This is a genomic window from Mycobacterium aquaticum (assembly GCF_002086485.1).
In the GTDB taxonomy this organism is placed as follows: Bacteria; Actinomycetota; Actinomycetes; order Mycobacteriales; family Mycobacteriaceae; genus Mycobacterium; species Mycobacterium aquaticum.
Window position 1 is genome coordinate 22,436 of record NZ_MVHF01000064.1, and the last position, 15,564, is coordinate 37,999.

The window sequence follows — 15,564 nt, forward strand, 5'->3', positions numbered from 1 at the left end:
CGACACGCTGGGCGAACGCGCACCCGACGGCCTAGCGCGGATAGACCTCGCCGCCGGTCGGGTAACCACCGCCGGTGGTGGTGAGGTGCACGTGGTCGTAGTGGCCGTAGCCGCCGCTCTGCGGGCCGCTCGGCGTGTAGTAGGTGCCGCGCCAGATAGCATCCTGCAGCCCGAACCGGTCCGCGTTCTTCAGCGCGTACGCGACGATCGCATTGCCCAGCGCAATGCCCTCGGCGCTGCTGGGGTTGGGGATCATCACGTCGAGCGCCAGCCCGTCGGGATGCCAGCGCAGCACGTCGGGCCGAACCCCTCCGATCTCGTGGATCTCGGGGAACGCCGCGCTGACGGCGCGGGCCGTCAGGATCGTCCGGACCTGGAGGCCCCGTTCAGGCGCGACCCCGACCGGCAGGAACCGGGGGACGACGGCGACGGGTACGACTCGGTAGTGCGACCGCGAGGCCGCCTGCAGGGAGACGACGGACATGCCCGAGTCCTCCTCGGACGGGGCTGACGAGAACTTGCTCCGCACCGGCGTGACCACCTGCAGACCGCTCGCGATGTCACCCTCGATGGCGGACTTGGCGGCTTGCGCGGAGCTGAGTTCGGCGGCGCTGCCGCCGACGGCGAAGAACACCGCGGTCGAGGCGAGCACGGTGGCCCCGACGGCCGGTGATACCCGCCGCCGACTGGCTAATGCGTGCCGACCCACACGGAGCACCATACGAGCGGCTCAGGAACCACGCAGCAACCCCCCAGCCGATCTTGGAGTTTCCTCAGAGTCTCGCCAATTAACACACAATCGACTTTTTGGAGCGCAACGACACGCAATCGAGACCTGCGAGCAGCCGATTCGCCCGTCACGAGGCGCGACGCGGAAGTGCCGAATGAATTGAAAATGCCATCCCGGCCCGGTGACGCTCGCTACGCTCCTAGCCAAATTGACGCAGCCGCACATCGCGCAGGGGGGCGCCTGTCCATGAAGCCGTGGGATGGCGGGCGCCCGAAGACCCGCCGCGTCGTACTCGGCGAGAAAGCCGTCGCGACGCGCGGCCTGTCATTGCGCTACGCCACCGAGCAGATCCGCTCATCGACGGACTGGTGCTGCCACGACGACAACCGACACCTGGTCTTCGTACATCGTGCGGGACGCCTGCGTTCGATGGAGACCGACCTGGACTGGGGCCCGTCGGGGCGGACGCTGCCGAGCGCGGGCGACATCTGGGTGGTCCCGGCCGGCGACAAGTGCGCGGCACTGGTCGAGGGCGACACCGCGGCCTTCTGCGAAATCGCCATCCCGAACCATCTCCTGGGCTCCACAACACTGATTCCACGCGTCAAACACCGCGACCCGTTGATCCATCAGTTGACGGAGCGCGTCTACCGCGTCGCCGACCGGGACGACGCCGTGGCACGACTCCTGACCGAGTCGGTAGGCGAAACATTGCGATTGTTGTTCGCCGACACCTATACCGAGGCCCCGCCGCGCCCCGCCGAGCACACCCCTGACACCTTGGATCCGGCCACCCGCTCACTGGTCGTCGAATTCCTCGAAGACAGCCTCGACTCGGAGATCACGCTCGAAACACTTGCGCGACAGGCGAAGATGTCGGTGGGTGGCTTCATCAAGGCGTTCCGCGCGTCATTTCACACCACGCCGTATCAGTTCCTCTTGGACCGTCGCATCGAACGCGCCAAGTCGCTGCTGCTGACCACGCAGCGCAGTGTCACCGAGATCAGCGCAATGGTGGGATTCTCTACGCCCAATCATTTCTCGACCGCGTTCCGGCAGCGGGTCGGCGTGTCGCCCAGGGCCTACCGCAGCAACCGCTGACAAGAATTGAAACGTGTTACAGAATGTGAATGTTATTCAGCGACTTCACAGATACCTTCACGCGGTCAGTGATGGCTGACACCCATTGACCCGAAGGAGACCGAGTTGCCCCTCGCCCTGAGACCCTATGTGACCGCAGGCGTCGCACTCGTCGGCGCGAGCGTCATCGCCGCAACCCCTGTCGCCGCACCCCCGCCCGCAATCCAAACCCACGCAGTACAACTCAGCGCGGCCATCGACAACCCCGTCGAAGTTTTCACCCCGCTGTTCACCGGCGTCGGTGCCGTGATCGAGAACGTCGTCCAGGGCGAGCTCCAGAACCCGTTGCCCATCATCAATGGGCTCGTCGGAAAGCTGACAGCAGATGCACAAACCTTGGGCACCATGGCCAACACGCTCGGAGAGTCCTACTCCGGGCTCATCGCGGCCCTTCCCCAGGCACTCGCGGCCGCCGGCCACAAGGTGGCGGCCGGAGACTTCACGGGAGCGGTTCAAGCGTTCCTACCCATTGCCTTTTCTCCGTTCTTACAAACGTTCTTTCAGTACACGAACCTGGAAGCCTTTGTGGAGAAGCAGTTCGACCTTGCCGGACAACTGACGAAGGAGGCCATGGGTGCGGCATGGGCGCTCGGGCCGGGCAACTTGCTCGGGGTGTACAGCGTCATCACGGCTGCGACCGGCACAGTGGACGCGGTCATCAAGGCGGTCCCGACGGGAGACCCCGCTCTGGTCGTCAACGCGATCCAGCACGGTGTAGCCAATGTCGCGGTCGCAAGCCTCGGGTTGGTCAACACCGTGGCAGGCACGTTCGACGCCGAACGCTGGCGGATTCGTGACATCCTCAACCCGCCGCCACCTGACCCCGAAGAGCTCACCGCGGCGACCCCGAAGGTGACGACACCTTCCGTACGCGTCGCCGAGGCTCCCGCCATCGAAGCTCCCGCCCCGGCATCGACCACCGAAACTGCCACCGACGCAACGGCTGCGGTCGAAACACGCACGGATGCGGCAACAGAGCCGGCCACACCCGTCGCCCGCGACACGGCAGTTTCCACGCCGAACAAGACGGCCAGCACAGCCAACAAGACTGCCACCAAACGACTCTCAGATGTCGGTGAGCGAGTATCCGGCAGCATCAACAAGATTGGCGAAGGGCTCAAGAAGGCCTTCGCCAAACCGGCCAAGGCCGACAAAACCACCAGAGCCGACAAGAGCGACGCCGGTGCCGGCAGTTCGGGGGACGCCGAATAGCACCGACGCGATCGGTCCCCTCCCAGCCAGGGAGGGGACCGATTTTTGGTGCAGGAGGGCCAACCTCGGGTCGCCGACAATGGGAAGATGCACCGGATCAGCGTCATCGCCGCGGCGGCCGTATCCGCCGGAATGCTCGCAGCGCCGCAGGCGATTGCGTCACCCGATGCCGGCACCCTGGCCGCACTCAAGCCGGTGGACGCGGGCACCTATGGCACCTACAGCACGTACGGCGCAGGCGGCTGGCAGTTCACCACTGCTGACGGCATCCACTGCCGCATCATGACCATCACGCGCTGGCAGAGCCCGCCGACGGCCTACTGCTGGGGCGCGCTACCGGGCGTCACGGGGACCACCAACTATGCCTTCGCCAAAGGGCCATGGTTCGGCCCGACCGACGATGCGAGATCAGGGCTAGGCACCGAAAAGCTCGACGACCTCGAAACCTACCGAAGCTACGAGCACCGCAGCGGCCCCGACGTCGACCGGGTCGACCCGGCGTCGTACCACCTGCTGCCGACGGGCTCGAAACTTGTGGTGCCAGAAGATAGTTCGGCCGTCACCTGCGGCGTACCGAGCGACCACAACGTGGTGTGCACCGTGACAGGCACAGGCCAGGACGGGCCGTGGCAATACGGCTTCGTGTTGAGCCCGCAGGGCAGTCGGTCGTTCTAGAGCGGCTACCCCGCGGGCGAACGATCAGCCTTGGAAGACGCGGATCCAGTCGATCAGCATCTCGGCCGGGTAGCTGCCGCCGCTGGGATCGCGACCGCCCGAGCCACCGACGGCGATGTTGAACACCGGCACCAGGGTGTACCCCGGATCGTTGAACGGCCAGTCGTCCAACGAGTTCGCCGGAACCTGGAAGAACGGCTCCATGCCTGGCGCGTAGTCCTTCCAGAAGTACATGCCCTGCGGTGTCCACGACATCCGCCAGGTGTGCCACCCGCCGTCGATCGGGTGCGGATCGGTGGCGAACGATTCGCCGTCCAGCCGGGCGTGCACCGTCGTGCCCGAGGGCCAGTCGCGGTTGCCGTACCACTCGACCAGGTCGACCTCGCCGCCGCGGACGGGATCGTCGTTGAGGAGCCAGAACGCGGGCCAGGCACCGTCGGTCAGGCAGTTGAGCTTGACGCGGGCCTCCCACGTGGTGCCGATGCCGCCGTGCCAGTTCCCGACGACCTTGGCGCCGGCGTACTTCTCCTGGATCGTGGTGCCCGGACCGCGCGTCGCACGGATGACGAGATTGCCCTTGCCGTCCTGGAACACGTGGTCCGTATCGGTCACGTACCGCCCCATGTTGAACGGCTTGTCCCATTCGACCGGGTTCTTGATGGTCTCGCGCTCGGGCACCAGGTGCCACCACGCCGGATCCGGCGGAGACCCGGCAGGTCCGTTGAATTCATCTTGGAACAGGTAGGTGGGAGTTCCAGCAGCAGCAGCCGGCGCCGGAGCACCGGGCGCGGCGGGTCCGGGCGGGTTTCCCCCCACGGGGTCTGCGTTGGCGACCCCTGCAGGCAGCGCCGCGGCTGCCACCCCCAGACCCATCATGAACATCACACTGCGACGATCCATATCAGGCACAGGCACACAATAGATGGGCTAAAGACGCTCTTGCGTACTTAGGTGCAGTAGACACCTGCGCGTCCCGCAGTGTCGTCGTGGTCACCGGCGGAAACCTGCAGCTCCCGGCCGCATCGGGCCATCTGAATCCGAACAAATCCAAATTGGGGTCGCAAAAGGGTCGCCGCGCACGCCGAATACGCCCTGATCTTCTGCTCACAGCGCCGTTACACAGGAGAAACTTCGGCCGGCCAAGTTGCGGGCCGTGAATTTTCCCGAAAGATGCTCACCGACGGACCCAAATAGCGTACAGCTGTATCGGAATCGTCCGGGTCATATTCGAGGGGAACTAGATGATCACACCGCGCCGAGCTCTGACCGTCGCCAGCATCACCGCACTCGCCGTATTCGGGGTCGCCGCGTGCGGCGGCGGAGGCGGTGGCGGCTCGAGCGCCAAGCAGGGCGGCGAGATCAACGTGAGCATGACCTCGTTCCCCGACTACGTGGACCCTCAGCTCTCGTACACGCTCGAGGGCTGGGAGGTGCTCTACAACACCTACACACCGCTGCTCACCTATAAGCACGCCAAGGGCGAGGCGGGTACCGATATCGTGCCCGGTCTGGCCAAGGCGACGCCCGATGTGTCGGCCGACGGCAAGACATACAAGCTGACGTTGCGGCCGAACATGAAGTACTCCGACGGAACGCCCATCAAGGCCTCCGATTTCACCTATGCCATCAAGCGGTTGTTCAAGACCGACTCAGGCGGCTCGGTGTTCTACGGCGTGATCGCCGGCGCCAACGACTACGCCGAGGGCAAGGCCGACACCATCAGCGGCATCAAAGCCGACGACGCGAGCGGCGACATCACCATCACCCTCAACGAGCCCAACGGCACCTTCGATCACATCCTCGCGCTGCCGTTCGCCGCGCCGATCCCGCAGAACACTCCCCTGGACAAGGACGCGACCAACAATCCGCCACCCAGCAGCGGACCGTTCACCATCACCAAGGTCGACGCGCCGCACACGCTGATAATGGAACGCAATCCGCAGTTCAAGACCGTCAAGGACGCCGGTGCCGACGAGGTGGCCGACGCGCACGTCGACAAGATCATCGTCACCCAGAACAAGAGCAACAGCGCCCAGGTCACCGGCGTGCAGCAGAACAAGATCGACTTCATGGTGGACCCGCCGGACGCCGACCGGCTGCCGGAAGTCAAGGCCCGGTACGGAAACCGGTTCCGGCTGGAGGATTCCAACAACACCTACTACTTCTGGATGAACACTCAGCAGGCTCCGTTCAACGATCTGCGGGTGCGTCAGGCCGTGAACTATGCGATCGATCCAGAAGCGCTCAACCGCATCTTCGGCGGCCGCCTGCGCCCCACACAGCAGATCCTGCCGCCGGGGATGCCGGGCTACCAGGAGTACAAGCTCTATCCCGGTCCGGATGTGAACAAGGCCAAACAACTGATCGCCGAAGCGAATCCGGTAGACCGCAACATCACCGTGTGGACCGACGACGAGCCCGACCGCAAACGGATCGGTGAGTATTACCATGACGTGCTGACCCAGCTGGGTTTCAACGCCACACTCAAAGTGATTGCCGGCGACGTGTATTGGACGACGATCGGCAACCAGACCACCCCGGACGTGGACACCGGGTTCGCCGACTGGTTCCAGGACTTCCCGCACCCGGACGACTTCTTCCGTCCGCTGATCAACGGCAAGAGCATCCTGCCCACCAACGGCAACAACTTCTCCCGGGTGAACATCCCCGAATTGGACGCCAAGATGAACCAGCTGCTCACCCAGCGGCTTTCCGATGACGTGAAGAAGGGATACGCCGAGCTGGACAAGTCCTACATGGAGCAGGCGATCTGGGCGCCGTACGGCAACGAACAGTTCACCACGTTCGTCTCCGACCGCATGGACTTCGACAACAGCTATCACCATCTACTGTTCAACCAGGACTACACGTCGTTCGCCCTGAAGTGATGGCAACCGCCGTCGAAGGTCGCAGCCCTTGGCTTCTGGCCTGGAACCGGCTGCGCCGCAACAAGGTCGCGTTGCTGTGCGGTGGCCTCTTCGTGGTGATCGTGCTGTGTTGCCTGGCCGCACCGCTGTGGGCCGATCATGTGGCCCACACGACGCCGAACGAGAATCACATCACCGACAAGGTGTTGATCGGCGGCGAAGAAACCTATGTGGTGTCACCGGACGGCACGCCGCTGGGGCCCGGGCTGCACGGCCGCTACCTGCTGGGCGCTGATCAGAACGGTCGCGACGTGATGGTGCGGCTCCTCTACGGCGGACGCACCTCGATCTACATCGGACTGGCCGCCGCGCTGACCACCACCGTGCTGGCGGTGGTCATCGGCCTGCTCGCCGGCTACTACCGGGGATGGATCGACGCGCTGCTCTCGCGGGCCATGGATGTGGTGTGGGCCTTTCCGGTGTTGCTGCTCGGTATCGCGCTGGGCACCGCGCTCGCGCTGGGTGGCGTGAAGCTCGGCCCGATACAAGTGGCCGGCGACTCGCTGTGGATACCGATCCTCATCATCGGCTGCGTGTATGTGCCCTACATGGCCCGACCGATCCGCGGTGAAGTGCTCGCATTGCGACAAAAGGAGTTCGTCGAGGCTGCGGTGGCCATGGGCAAGGGGCCGCTGCGCATCATGGCTTCCGAGCTGCTGCCGAACATCATTTCGACCATCATCGTGTTCTTCACCCTCAACATCGCCAACAACATGCTGCTGGAATCGGCGCTGTCGTTTCTGGGTGCCGGAGTGCGGCCCCCGAACGCATCGTGGGGCACGATGATCGCCGACGGGTACCAAACCATCTACACCGCACCGCATTTGACCATCGTGCCCGGGTTGATGATCGTGATCACGGTGCTGTCGCTCAACGTGTTCGGCGACGGGTTGCGTGACGCACTCGACCCGAAGGCCCGGATCCGGTTGGAGCACTGATGCTCAGATTCGTCGTCCGGCGTCTTGTCGGCATGGTGGCCGTGCTGTTTGCGATCTCGGTGCTGGTATTCGTCATCTTCAACGTGATCCCGAACTCGAACCCGGCTGCGCGCATCGCGGGCAAGAACGCCAATCCCGCGCTCATCGCCCGGGTCAGCCATGATCTCGGGCTGGACCAGCCGCTGCCGGTGCAGTACCTGACCATGATGAAACAGATCTTCACCGGCCAGCTCACCTCCTATGCGAGCAATCGCAATGTGGCCGAGCAGATCTGGGAGGGCCTGCCCGCGACGCTGTCGCTGTGCATCGGTGCCGCGGTGTTGTGGATGGCGCTGGCGATCTGGTTCGGGTATCTCAGCGCGGTGCACGCCGGCAAGTTCACCGATCGGGCGCTGACAGTCCTGTCGCTGGCCGGTATTTCGATGCCGGTGTTCTGGTTGGCCGCGATCCTGCTGTACTACCTGAGCTACAAGCTGGAGCTGTTTCCCTCCAGTAGTTACGTGCCGCTGGCCGAGGATCCCCTGCAGTGGGCGTATCACCTGATACTGCCGTGGATCACGCTTGCCGTGCTCTATGTCGGGTTCTACAGCCGAGTGTTACGCACCAACATGCTCGACGTGGCCCACGAGGATTACGTGCGGACCGCACGCGCCAAGGGCATCAGCGAACGGCAGGTGCGCATCCGCCACATTCTTCGCAATTCGTTGATCCCGATCGTGACGTTGTTCGGCCTCGACTTCGGCGCGGTCGTCGGCGGCGGGGCCATCCTCACCGAAACCGTCTACAACATCAACGGTGTCGGTCTGTACGCGGGCGAGGCGATCCGGACACTGGACCTCCCGCCGCTCATCGGAGTGACGATGTACGGAGCGTTCTTCATCGTGCTGTTCAACACGATCGTCGACCTGGCGTATGCCTACCTCGATCCCCGAATTCGGCTCGGAGAGGCGGCGCCCGTATGAGCCAGAGCGAACTTCTTCAGGTCACCGACCTCCGCGTCAAGTTCACCACCGAGGACGGACTTCTCGAGGCCGTCGACGGAGTCTCCTTCACCCTGGCCCGCGGTGAAATCCTGGCTGTTGTGGGGGAATCCGGATCGGGGAAGAGCGTGACGGCACAGACCTTGATCGGCCTGACCCGCGGCCCCAACACCTCCATTGCAGGATCGGTCGACTTCGACGGCCGAGAGATCACCGGGCTTGCCGACGACGCGCTGCGCACGGTGCGCGGCGAGCACATCGCAATGGTGTTCCAGGACCCCATGACCTCGCTGAACCCGGTCTACCGGATCGGCGATCAGATCGTCGAGATGATCCGCGCTCACCGCGACGTCTCGAAGGCTCAGGCCCGCGAGCAGGCCGTGGAACTGCTACGTGCCGTGGGCATTCCACACCCCGAGCGTCGGGTGCGGGACTATCCTCACGAGTTCTCCGGAGGTATGCGGCAACGCGTCATGATCGCCATGGCGCTGGCCTTGGAACCGGAGTTGCTCATCGCCGACGAGCCGACGACCGCGCTGGATGTCACGGTCCAGGCCCAGATCCTGCGCCTGATAGAGCAACTCAACACCGACCGCGGCCTGGCGGTCGTCCTGATCACCCACGACCTGGGCGTGGTGGCCGAAGTCGCCGACCGCGTTGCGGTGATGTACGCCGGGCAGATCGTGGAGAACGGCACGCTCGACGAGATCTTCTATGATCCGCAACATCCCTACACCTGGGGGCTTTTGGGATCGATGACGCGCCTGGATCAGCCCCGCGCCGCACGCCTGACACAGATCTCCGGGCAACCGCCGTCCCTGCTCGACCCACCACGAGGATGCCGGTTCGCGCCACGCTGCCCGCACGTGTTCGACAAGTGCGTCGAACCTCCCCCGCTCGAAGCCCACAACGGAGGTACCCACCTGGATCGCTGCTGGCTGCCGCTGACCGAGAAGAGGGCCCTGCGGTGACGGCCCTGTTGGAAGTGACCGATCTGGTCAAGCACTTTCCGATCAAATCCGGCGTGGTGATCGACCGCGAGGTCGCGCAGGTGCGGGCCGTCGATGGAGTGAGCCTGGCCCTCGAGGCGGGTGAAACGCTCGGTCTGGTCGGTGAATCCGGAAGTGGCAAGTCGACATTGTGTCGAGCCATCCTGCAGCTCATCAAACCCACGTCGGGATCCGTTCGCTTCGCCGGGGAGGAACTGGTCGGGCGCTCGCCGCGTGAACTGCGTCGGATGCGCCGCGAGATCCAGATGATCTTCCAGGACCCGTACGCATCGCTGAACCCGCGCAAGCGCGTAGGCCAGATCATCGGTGACCCGCTGGAGTTGCACGGCCTGGCCAGCGGCGCCGACCTCAAGCGGAGGGTGCAGGGACTGCTCGACCGGGTCGGACTGCGCGCCGAGCACTACAACCGCTTTCCGCACGAGTTCTCCGGCGGACAGCGGCAACGCATCGGCATCGCCAGAGCCGTTGCCCTGCAACCCAAACTGGTCATCGCCGACGAGCCCGTGTCGGCGCTGGACGTCTCGGTGCAGGCACAGATCATCAACCTGCTCAAGGAATTGCAGGAGGACTTCGGGTTGTCCTACCTGTTCGTGGCTCATGATCTGGGGGTGATCCGGCAGGTGTCGGACCGGGTCGCGGTGATGTATCTCGGCAAGGTGGTCGAAAACGCCGACGCCGACGCCCTGTACGGCAGGCCGCTGCACCCCTACTCGAACGCGCTGTTGTCCGCAGTTCCCATCCCGGATCCGAAACGCAATACCGAACGCGAGCGGCTGGTACTCGAAGGTGATGTGCCGAGCCCGATCAACCCGCCGCCGGGCTGCAGCTTCCACACGCGCTGCCCGTGGTGCACCGAGGTGTGCAAGACCGAGACACCTGCGCTTGAGGAACTCCAGCCGGCGCACGCCGCGGCATGTTTCCATCCGAGAAACCTGCCCGACTCGGCGCCGAATTCGACGTAGACGTCGTAGATCGCGATTGCGAGCGACGTTTTCGTCGAATTCGGCGCGGGGACCTCACGCCACGTGTTCCTGGCCCGCGGCCACGGTGATCCGCACCTTGGCCGACAGCAATGCGTCTGTGCCGGTGGCGAACGGATCACGGTCCAGCACAACGAAGTCCGCTGCGTGGCCGGCAACCAGCCGGCCCGTCACGTCTTCCCACCGGCACGAGTACGCGGCGTCGCGGGTGCCATGCGCCAGCGCCTCCGCCAGGGGCAGTGCATAGTCCGGCAGGTTCGGCGCCAGGGACGGATCGCTCGGCGATCGCCGGGTGGTGGCCACATACATGTTGGGCAACGGCGGGTACGGCGCGGTTGGGGCATCAGAACCGAACGCCAACGTCGCACCGGCAGCGGTGAATTCGGGCCAAGGAAAGCCCCTGTCGGCTCGGCTGTCGCCCAGCATGGCGCGCCAGTTGTCGGCGATCGCCGGGTCGGCGTGCACCGGCTGCATCGAGGCGACGACCCCGAGCCGCGCCAGTCGCGCGACATTGGCCTCGGTCACGGTCTCCAGATGCTCGATGCGGTGTCTGCGGTCGCGCGGCCCGTTGACCTCGATCGCATGCTCCAGCGCGGACAGCGCGATGTCGGAGGCTTCATCACCGATCGCGTGCATGGCCACCTGCAGGCCTGCAGCATCGGCCGCGGCCACCACCGGCGCAAGCGCCGCCAGATCCCAGATGGGCCCGGGATGGCTGCCGTCGGCGTAGGGGTCTTTCATTGCGGCAGTGCAGCTGTCGATGACCCCGTCGACCAGGATCTTGATGCCGGTGATGCGCAGCCACGGCCCGGACAGCCGGCGGCTCAGCTCGATGGCTTCCTGCACCTGCGCGAGGTTCTCGGCGGTCGACGCCGTCCGGTTCACCAGCCAGTGCCCTGCGATCCGCAGCGGCAGCGTGCCCTCGCCCGCCGCCAACGCGCGTTCCAGCGCCGACAGGTCGGTGCCGTCGAGCCCCATGTCGACCGCACCCGTCACGCCTGCGGCCAGGTAGTGCGTGAAGGTCTGCGCGAGCGCGGCATCCTGCTCGGCGTCGGTGACGCGGCCATCGAGGAAGGTCCGCATCAAACCCAGTGCGGCCGTCTCGTAGAGCATGCCCGTGGCGGTGCCGTCGCGATCACGCTCGATGGTGCCGCCGATCGGGTCCGGGGTATCGCCGTCGATACCGAGTTCGCGCAGCGCCGCGGTGTTCACCCACGCCGAGTGCACGTCGTTGGACGCCAGGTACACCGGGCGGTCCGCGACGGCGGCGTCGAGCATGTGCCGGTCAGGTGTCCGGCCGGCCAGCGGCGCGTACAGCCAACTGCGCCCGAGGATCCGCGGTGCGGATGGATCCGCTGAAGCCGCTGCGGCCAAACGACTTTGGATGTCGGCGAGGTCGGTGGCGTCGAACAGGTCCACCTGCTGCAGTGACTGCCCCATCGACACCAAGTGGGTGTGCGCGTCGATGAATCCGGGCAGCACCAGCGCGCCCGCGAGCTCGACCGTGCGGCTTATGCCGGGCAGGGCGTCGGCCGTTGCGGTGTCGCCGACGAAAACGAGCTCCGATCCCGAGACCACGAGCGACTGCGCCCATTCCGGTTGGGCTGCGGTGAAGATACGTCCGCCCCGGTAGTGCGTTGTCACAGCGCTGCCACCTCCGCTGCGTGCAGGGTGTGCCACGTGCCGTCCCGCGCCTCCAGGGGCGTGCCCGCCAAGATGCGAACCCGACGATGCTCGGGTTCGAGCAGCACCGTGGCCAGTGTGGCCCAGCGTTGCCCGAACGCGGCCCCCGGTGCGGGTACACAACACAGTTGGGGCTGGCCGGGATCGGACTGCAGATAGCTGACCAGATCCTCGGCCCGTTCCGGAATCGGACAGCTCTCGAGTCGAGACTCGATGAGCCGCAACCGGTCCTGCGAATCGGGATCGTAGAGTCCAGGCTTTTCGAACGGCGTGTTGCGTGCGTCGAGGAAGTGGTTGGTGTGCGGCAGGTAGCCGTTGCGCGGCGGGATCACGCTCACACCGCGTGGGCTCAGCTCGGCGCACATGGCGGTCGCGGTGTCGAGAAGGGTGAAAGCACCGGAGGTGCTGATGGGCGCCGCGCGCAACAAGTCCAGCGCCTCGCCGACGCTGCCCGCGGTACCGAGCACTGCCGCGGCCAGCACGTGCACCGGTACCCCGGCGGGCGCGTCGTCGCGGTGGCCGAGGATGTTGAAGAACAAACCGAGCCCCGCGCTGTTGACGCCGATCTTGCCCAACATGCCGTGTTCTGTGAGACCCGCATACGAGTACGGCGTGCCATCGACGGTGTGCGGGTGCCAGAACGGGTCCATCACCGTGACCACGAGTTGCATCATATTGCTCACGGTGTCAAGGAAGTTCGATACCAGCAGCGCGTACATGGTCATGGCCGCACCGATGGAGCCGTCGAGCAGGACGCTGCGGGAACGACGCAGCCGCAGTCCCACGGCCTGCAGCGCCAGACCCGAGCTGTAGGCAGTCATCGCGTTGTTGGCCATGGTGCCCACGATGACCGCGATCAGGAAGACCGGGATGAACCAGGACGGCAGCACGCCCTCCAGCGCGGTCTCCGGATCGGCCATGTTCAATGCGGTCGCGGCCAGCGCACCGAGCCCGGTGGTCAGCACGCTGGGAACGAATGCACCGAGTGTGGTCCAGCCCGCCACCGCCACCGGCGAGGTGTTCGACGGCAGGTACCGGGCGAAATCGGCACTGTTGGTGTACGACAGCGGGGCCGAGGCGACGATCGCGAGGCCGGCCGCGACGACCGCCCACAATCCGGTGCCGTGCAACGGCTCGGCGGGCTGATAGCCCCAATCCGCCCGGCCGAGCACGAATACGGCCATGACCACGAACACCGCGGTGAGCACCAGCGCCAACGGCTGGTACAGCCGCACGATGGTGGCGTGGCCGTACACGCTGACGGCCAGGGTGATCCCGGCGATGGCGAGGATCAGCACGATCTTGACGGCGAGGTTCACCTCGATGCCGAACCGCTCGGCCAGCCGGAAAGCGGTGTAGGAGGCCGCCGCCCAGTTCAGTGCGAGGTAGCAGACGCTGATGAACCAGCTCGTGATCAGGATGTTCACCCGGTTACCCCGGACCCCGAACATTGCGCGGGTGATGACCTCGCTGGGGGTGCCCGAGGCTGGGCCGCTGGCGGCCACGTGCCGGTGAGGACTGAGAACAGGTTGCCGACGACGATGACGGCCAGGGCCTGCCACAGGCTCAGGCCCATCAGGACGAGCGTGCCGCCGACCACCAGGGCCAGGTAGCCCACATTGGGCGCGGCCCACACGGCGAACAGCTCGCGCGCCCGGCCGTGCCGTTCCGTTTCGGGGATGTAGTCGATGCCGTGGCTTTCCACCTTGCCGGCCTGATCGGCGGTGGGCAGCAGGCCGGGAGTGGCGGCAGGTTCAGCCGTTGTGGGTGCCATGAGTTCTCCGGGGGTGGCAGGAAGCGTGATGGCGGTCACGCTACGTATCCAAATCGATTTGGGCAATACGGTGGCGCGACTTTCACAAATCGATTTTGCGCAGGTTCTTCGCTTGCTACCGTGGCGTCCGTGGCAGAACGACGGGTACGGCCGACCATCCATGACGTGGCACGCCGCGCCGGGGTGTCCGCCACGACGGTGTCTCACACGTTCAGCGGAAAGGGCGTGGTCGCCGCCGGGACCCGCCAGCACGTCCGCGAGGTGGCCCGGGAGATGGGCTACCGCCCCGACGCCGTGGCGCGCGGCCTGCGCAACAACAAGCTCGGGGTGATCGCCCTTGTCCTACGCCCGCTGGAGACTCTCGACTCGTTTCTGCCTGAGGGCGTCGACTACTTCCTGCGGTTCGCCGGCCAGGCCGCTTTGGCCGCCATGGAACTGGGCTACGGTCTGATGCTCGTCTCCGACCCGACGCAGGACAGCTCGCCTGCTGCCGCGCTCGCCTGCGACGGATTCCTCATCACCGAGCCGGTAGAGAACGACCCGCTGCTCGCGATGCTCACCGAGGAGCGCATGCCATTCCTCACGGTCGGCCGCGATCCGGCGAACGCCGGCTACGACAGCTGGGTCGACACCGGTACCACGCCGATGACCCTGCAGGTGCTCGACCACCTCGAGCGCAGCGGCGCCAAGCGCATCGCGCTGGTCACCGGAACCGACCGCAACTCTTGGAATATCGACGCCGAGGCGGCCTACAAGTCCTGGACTGCGCGGCGCGGGCAAGACGCGCTCGTCGTGCATCAACCCGAGACCGCCGGGCTTGCCGGCGGATTCGCCGCGTATCGCGAATTGTTCAGCGCGGCAACCCTTCCCGACGCCGTTTACTGCCTCACCGGCAGACATGCCGCAGGCATGCTCGCCGCCCTCACCGAAGGCGGCCTGCGGGTACCACACGACGTCCAGCTCATCGCCGGATCGGACTCCGAGCACGCCCGCTCGGCCACTCCGCCCATCACGGCCGTCGACCTCGGACCCGAGCTGCTGGCCCGCGTCGCGGTGACCCGGCTCGCCAATCACCTTGATGCAGTGGACCGTCCGATCCCGGCCGGGGATCTACAGGGCCGCCTCATCGCGCGCGGCTCCACCCGCTAGGGCTGATAGGGCGACCCGTACGGGTTCTGCTGCTGGTACGGATACTGCGGCTGATACGGGTTCTGCTGATACGGATATTGCGGCTGCTGGGTGGTCGGGTTCGTGTTGGGCACCTGAATCGGAATCGGCACCGGGACGAACGGCACCGTGATGTAGGTGGTCGTCATCGGATTCGTCGTGGTGGTGGTCGTCGTCGGTGTCGTCGTCGTCGTGGTCGGCGGCGTGGTCGTCGTCGTTTCGGTGGTCGTGGTGGTGGTCGTCGTGGTGGTGTGCGTCGGTGGTGGTGGCGGCGGCGTCGACGTCACGGTCACCACCCGGGTCTCGGGCTGCGGCGGGGGTGGCGGAGGCGCCTCCGGCACCCCCGCC

At 65.8% G+C, this 15,564-nt stretch carries 16 protein-coding genes; 10 read left to right on the plus strand and 6 right to left on the minus strand.

Going from position 1 to position 15,564, the window contains the following annotated elements; genetic code table 11:
• Window positions 1-31: 31 nt before the first annotated feature.
• Entirely contained in the window at window positions 32-709 is a 678-nt protein-coding gene (locus BST13_RS35675) for a VldE C-terminal domain-containing protein (protein WP_083170648.1), read from the minus strand.
• 267 nt (window positions 710-976) lie between these two features.
• Here BST13_RS35675 and BST13_RS35680 point away from each other — a divergent pair, with 267 nt between their 5' ends.
• The 3 genes from BST13_RS35680 (at window position 977) to BST13_RS35690 (ending at window position 3,757) form a co-directional block, all read left to right on the plus strand.
• On the plus strand, window positions 977-1,831 hold the full coding sequence (locus tag BST13_RS35680; protein WP_083170633.1) for a helix-turn-helix transcriptional regulator: 855 nt from the start codon (window positions 977-979) through the stop codon (window positions 1,829-1,831).
• 105 nt (window positions 1,832-1,936) lie between these two features.
• The gene (locus tag BST13_RS35685; protein ID WP_142282931.1) at window positions 1,937-3,082 is read left to right on the plus strand and encodes a hypothetical protein; all 1,146 of its coding nucleotides are present in this window, start codon (window positions 1,937-1,939) and stop codon (window positions 3,080-3,082) included.
• 87 nt (window positions 3,083-3,169) lie between these two features.
• Window positions 3,170-3,757 carry a hypothetical protein gene (locus BST13_RS35690; protein WP_142282932.1) on the plus strand — a complete coding sequence of 196 codons (588 nt, stop codon included), beginning with the start codon at window positions 3,170-3,172 and terminating at the stop codon, window positions 3,755-3,757.
• A 24-nt stretch (window positions 3,758-3,781) separates the two neighbouring features.
• Here the strand turns inward: BST13_RS35690 and BST13_RS35695 are convergent, their stop codons facing one another.
• Window positions 3,782-4,657 carry a glycoside hydrolase family 16 protein gene (locus BST13_RS35695; protein WP_083170638.1) on the minus strand — a complete coding sequence of 292 codons (876 nt, stop codon included), beginning with the start codon at window positions 4,655-4,657 and terminating at the stop codon, window positions 3,782-3,784.
• 341 nt (window positions 4,658-4,998) lie between these two features.
• Between BST13_RS35695 and BST13_RS35700 the strand changes: the two genes are divergently transcribed.
• The 5 genes from BST13_RS35700 to BST13_RS35720 are packed head-to-tail and all read left to right on the plus strand — an operon-like array spanning window position 4,999 to window position 10,574.
• Complete coding sequence (locus BST13_RS35700; protein WP_083170639.1) at window positions 4,999-6,645, plus strand: ABC transporter substrate-binding protein; 1,647 nt, start codon at window positions 4,999-5,001, stop codon at window positions 6,643-6,645.
• The gene (locus tag BST13_RS35705) at window positions 6,645-7,622 is read left to right on the plus strand and encodes an ABC transporter permease (protein WP_083170641.1); all 978 of its coding nucleotides are present in this window, start codon (window positions 6,645-6,647) and stop codon (window positions 7,620-7,622) included. The genes BST13_RS35700 and BST13_RS35705 overlap by 1 nt, the downstream gene beginning before the upstream one ends.
• A complete protein-coding gene (locus tag BST13_RS35710) occupies window positions 7,622-8,584 on the plus strand; it encodes an ABC transporter permease (RefSeq protein WP_083170642.1) in 963 nt (320 codons plus the stop codon). The genes BST13_RS35705 and BST13_RS35710 overlap by 1 nt, the downstream gene beginning before the upstream one ends.
• Complete coding sequence (locus BST13_RS35715; RefSeq protein ID WP_083170643.1) at window positions 8,581-9,573, plus strand: ABC transporter ATP-binding protein; 993 nt, start codon at window positions 8,581-8,583, stop codon at window positions 9,571-9,573. Before BST13_RS35710 ends, BST13_RS35715 begins: the two co-directional genes overlap by 4 nt.
• On the plus strand, window positions 9,570-10,574 hold the full coding sequence (locus tag BST13_RS35720) for an ABC transporter ATP-binding protein (RefSeq protein WP_083170644.1): 1,005 nt from the start codon (window positions 9,570-9,572) through the stop codon (window positions 10,572-10,574). The genes BST13_RS35715 and BST13_RS35720 overlap by 4 nt, the downstream gene beginning before the upstream one ends.
• 54 nt (window positions 10,575-10,628) lie before the next feature.
• On the opposite strand, the gene BST13_RS35725 is transcribed toward BST13_RS35720, so the two are convergent.
• The 3 genes from BST13_RS35725 to BST13_RS40295 are packed head-to-tail and all read right to left on the minus strand — an operon-like array spanning window position 10,629 to window position 14,088.
• Window positions 10,629-12,236, minus strand: a complete 1,608-nt coding sequence (locus BST13_RS35725; protein ID WP_083170649.1) for an amidohydrolase — start codon at window positions 12,234-12,236, stop codon at window positions 10,629-10,631.
• On the minus strand, window positions 12,233-13,726 hold the full coding sequence (locus tag BST13_RS40290) for a C45 family autoproteolytic acyltransferase/hydrolase (protein ID WP_281254790.1): 1,494 nt from the start codon (window positions 13,724-13,726) through the stop codon (window positions 12,233-12,235). Before BST13_RS40290 ends, BST13_RS35725 begins: the two co-directional genes overlap by 4 nt.
• Window positions 13,699-14,088: a cytosine permease gene (locus tag BST13_RS40295; RefSeq protein ID WP_170064373.1), complete on the minus strand. Its 390-nt coding sequence runs from the start codon at window positions 14,086-14,088 to the stop codon at window positions 13,699-13,701. Before BST13_RS40295 ends, BST13_RS40290 begins: the two co-directional genes overlap by 28 nt.
• 90 nt (window positions 14,089-14,178) lie before the next feature.
• Between BST13_RS40295 and BST13_RS35735 the strand changes: the two genes are divergently transcribed.
• Window positions 14,179-15,198 (plus strand): LacI family DNA-binding transcriptional regulator, encoded by a 1,020-nt coding sequence (locus BST13_RS35735; protein ID WP_083170651.1) that lies wholly within the window; start codon window positions 14,179-14,181, stop codon window positions 15,196-15,198.
• Here the strand turns inward: BST13_RS35735 and BST13_RS39390 are convergent.
• Window positions 15,195-15,365 carry a hypothetical protein gene (locus BST13_RS39390; protein WP_170064374.1) on the minus strand — a complete coding sequence of 57 codons (171 nt, stop codon included), beginning with the start codon at window positions 15,363-15,365 and terminating at the stop codon, window positions 15,195-15,197. The two genes, BST13_RS35735 and BST13_RS39390, sit on opposite strands and share 4 nt — an antisense overlap.
• On the opposite strand from BST13_RS39390, the gene BST13_RS39575 reads away from it, so the two are divergent.
• On the plus strand, window positions 15,355-15,564 hold a 210-nt coding region (locus tag BST13_RS39575; protein WP_211296270.1), incomplete at its 3' end, for a hypothetical protein. The genes BST13_RS39390 and BST13_RS39575 overlap by 11 nt on opposite strands.

Excerpts from the sequence above, each read along its gene's own strand:
- BST13_RS35715 (WP_083170643.1), top strand. The coding sequence starts at position 8,581 with ATGAGCCAGAGCGAACTTCTTCAGGTCACCGACCTCCGCGTCAAGTTC.
- BST13_RS35705 (WP_083170641.1), top strand. The coding sequence starts at position 6,645 with ATGGCAACCGCCGTCGAAGGTCGCAGCCCTTGGCTTCTGGCCTGGAAC.
- BST13_RS35690 (WP_142282932.1), top strand. The coding sequence starts at position 3,170 with ATGCACCGGATCAGCGTCATCGCCGCGGCGGCCGTATCCGCCGGAATG.
- BST13_RS39390 (WP_170064374.1), bottom strand. The coding sequence starts at position 15,365 with ATGACGACCACCTACATCACGGTGCCGTTCGTCCCGGTGCCGATTCCG.
- BST13_RS35710 (WP_083170642.1), top strand. The coding sequence starts at position 7,622 with ATGCTCAGATTCGTCGTCCGGCGTCTTGTCGGCATGGTGGCCGTGCTG.
- BST13_RS40290 (WP_281254790.1), bottom strand. The coding sequence starts at position 13,726 with ATGTTCGGGGTCCGGGGTAACCGGGTGAACATCCTGATCACGAGCTGG.
- BST13_RS35680 (WP_083170633.1), top strand. The coding sequence starts at position 977 with ATGAAGCCGTGGGATGGCGGGCGCCCGAAGACCCGCCGCGTCGTACTC.
- BST13_RS35695 (WP_083170638.1), bottom strand. The coding sequence starts at position 4,657 with ATGGATCGTCGCAGTGTGATGTTCATGATGGGTCTGGGGGTGGCAGCC.
- BST13_RS35700 (WP_083170639.1), top strand. The coding sequence starts at position 4,999 with ATGATCACACCGCGCCGAGCTCTGACCGTCGCCAGCATCACCGCACTC.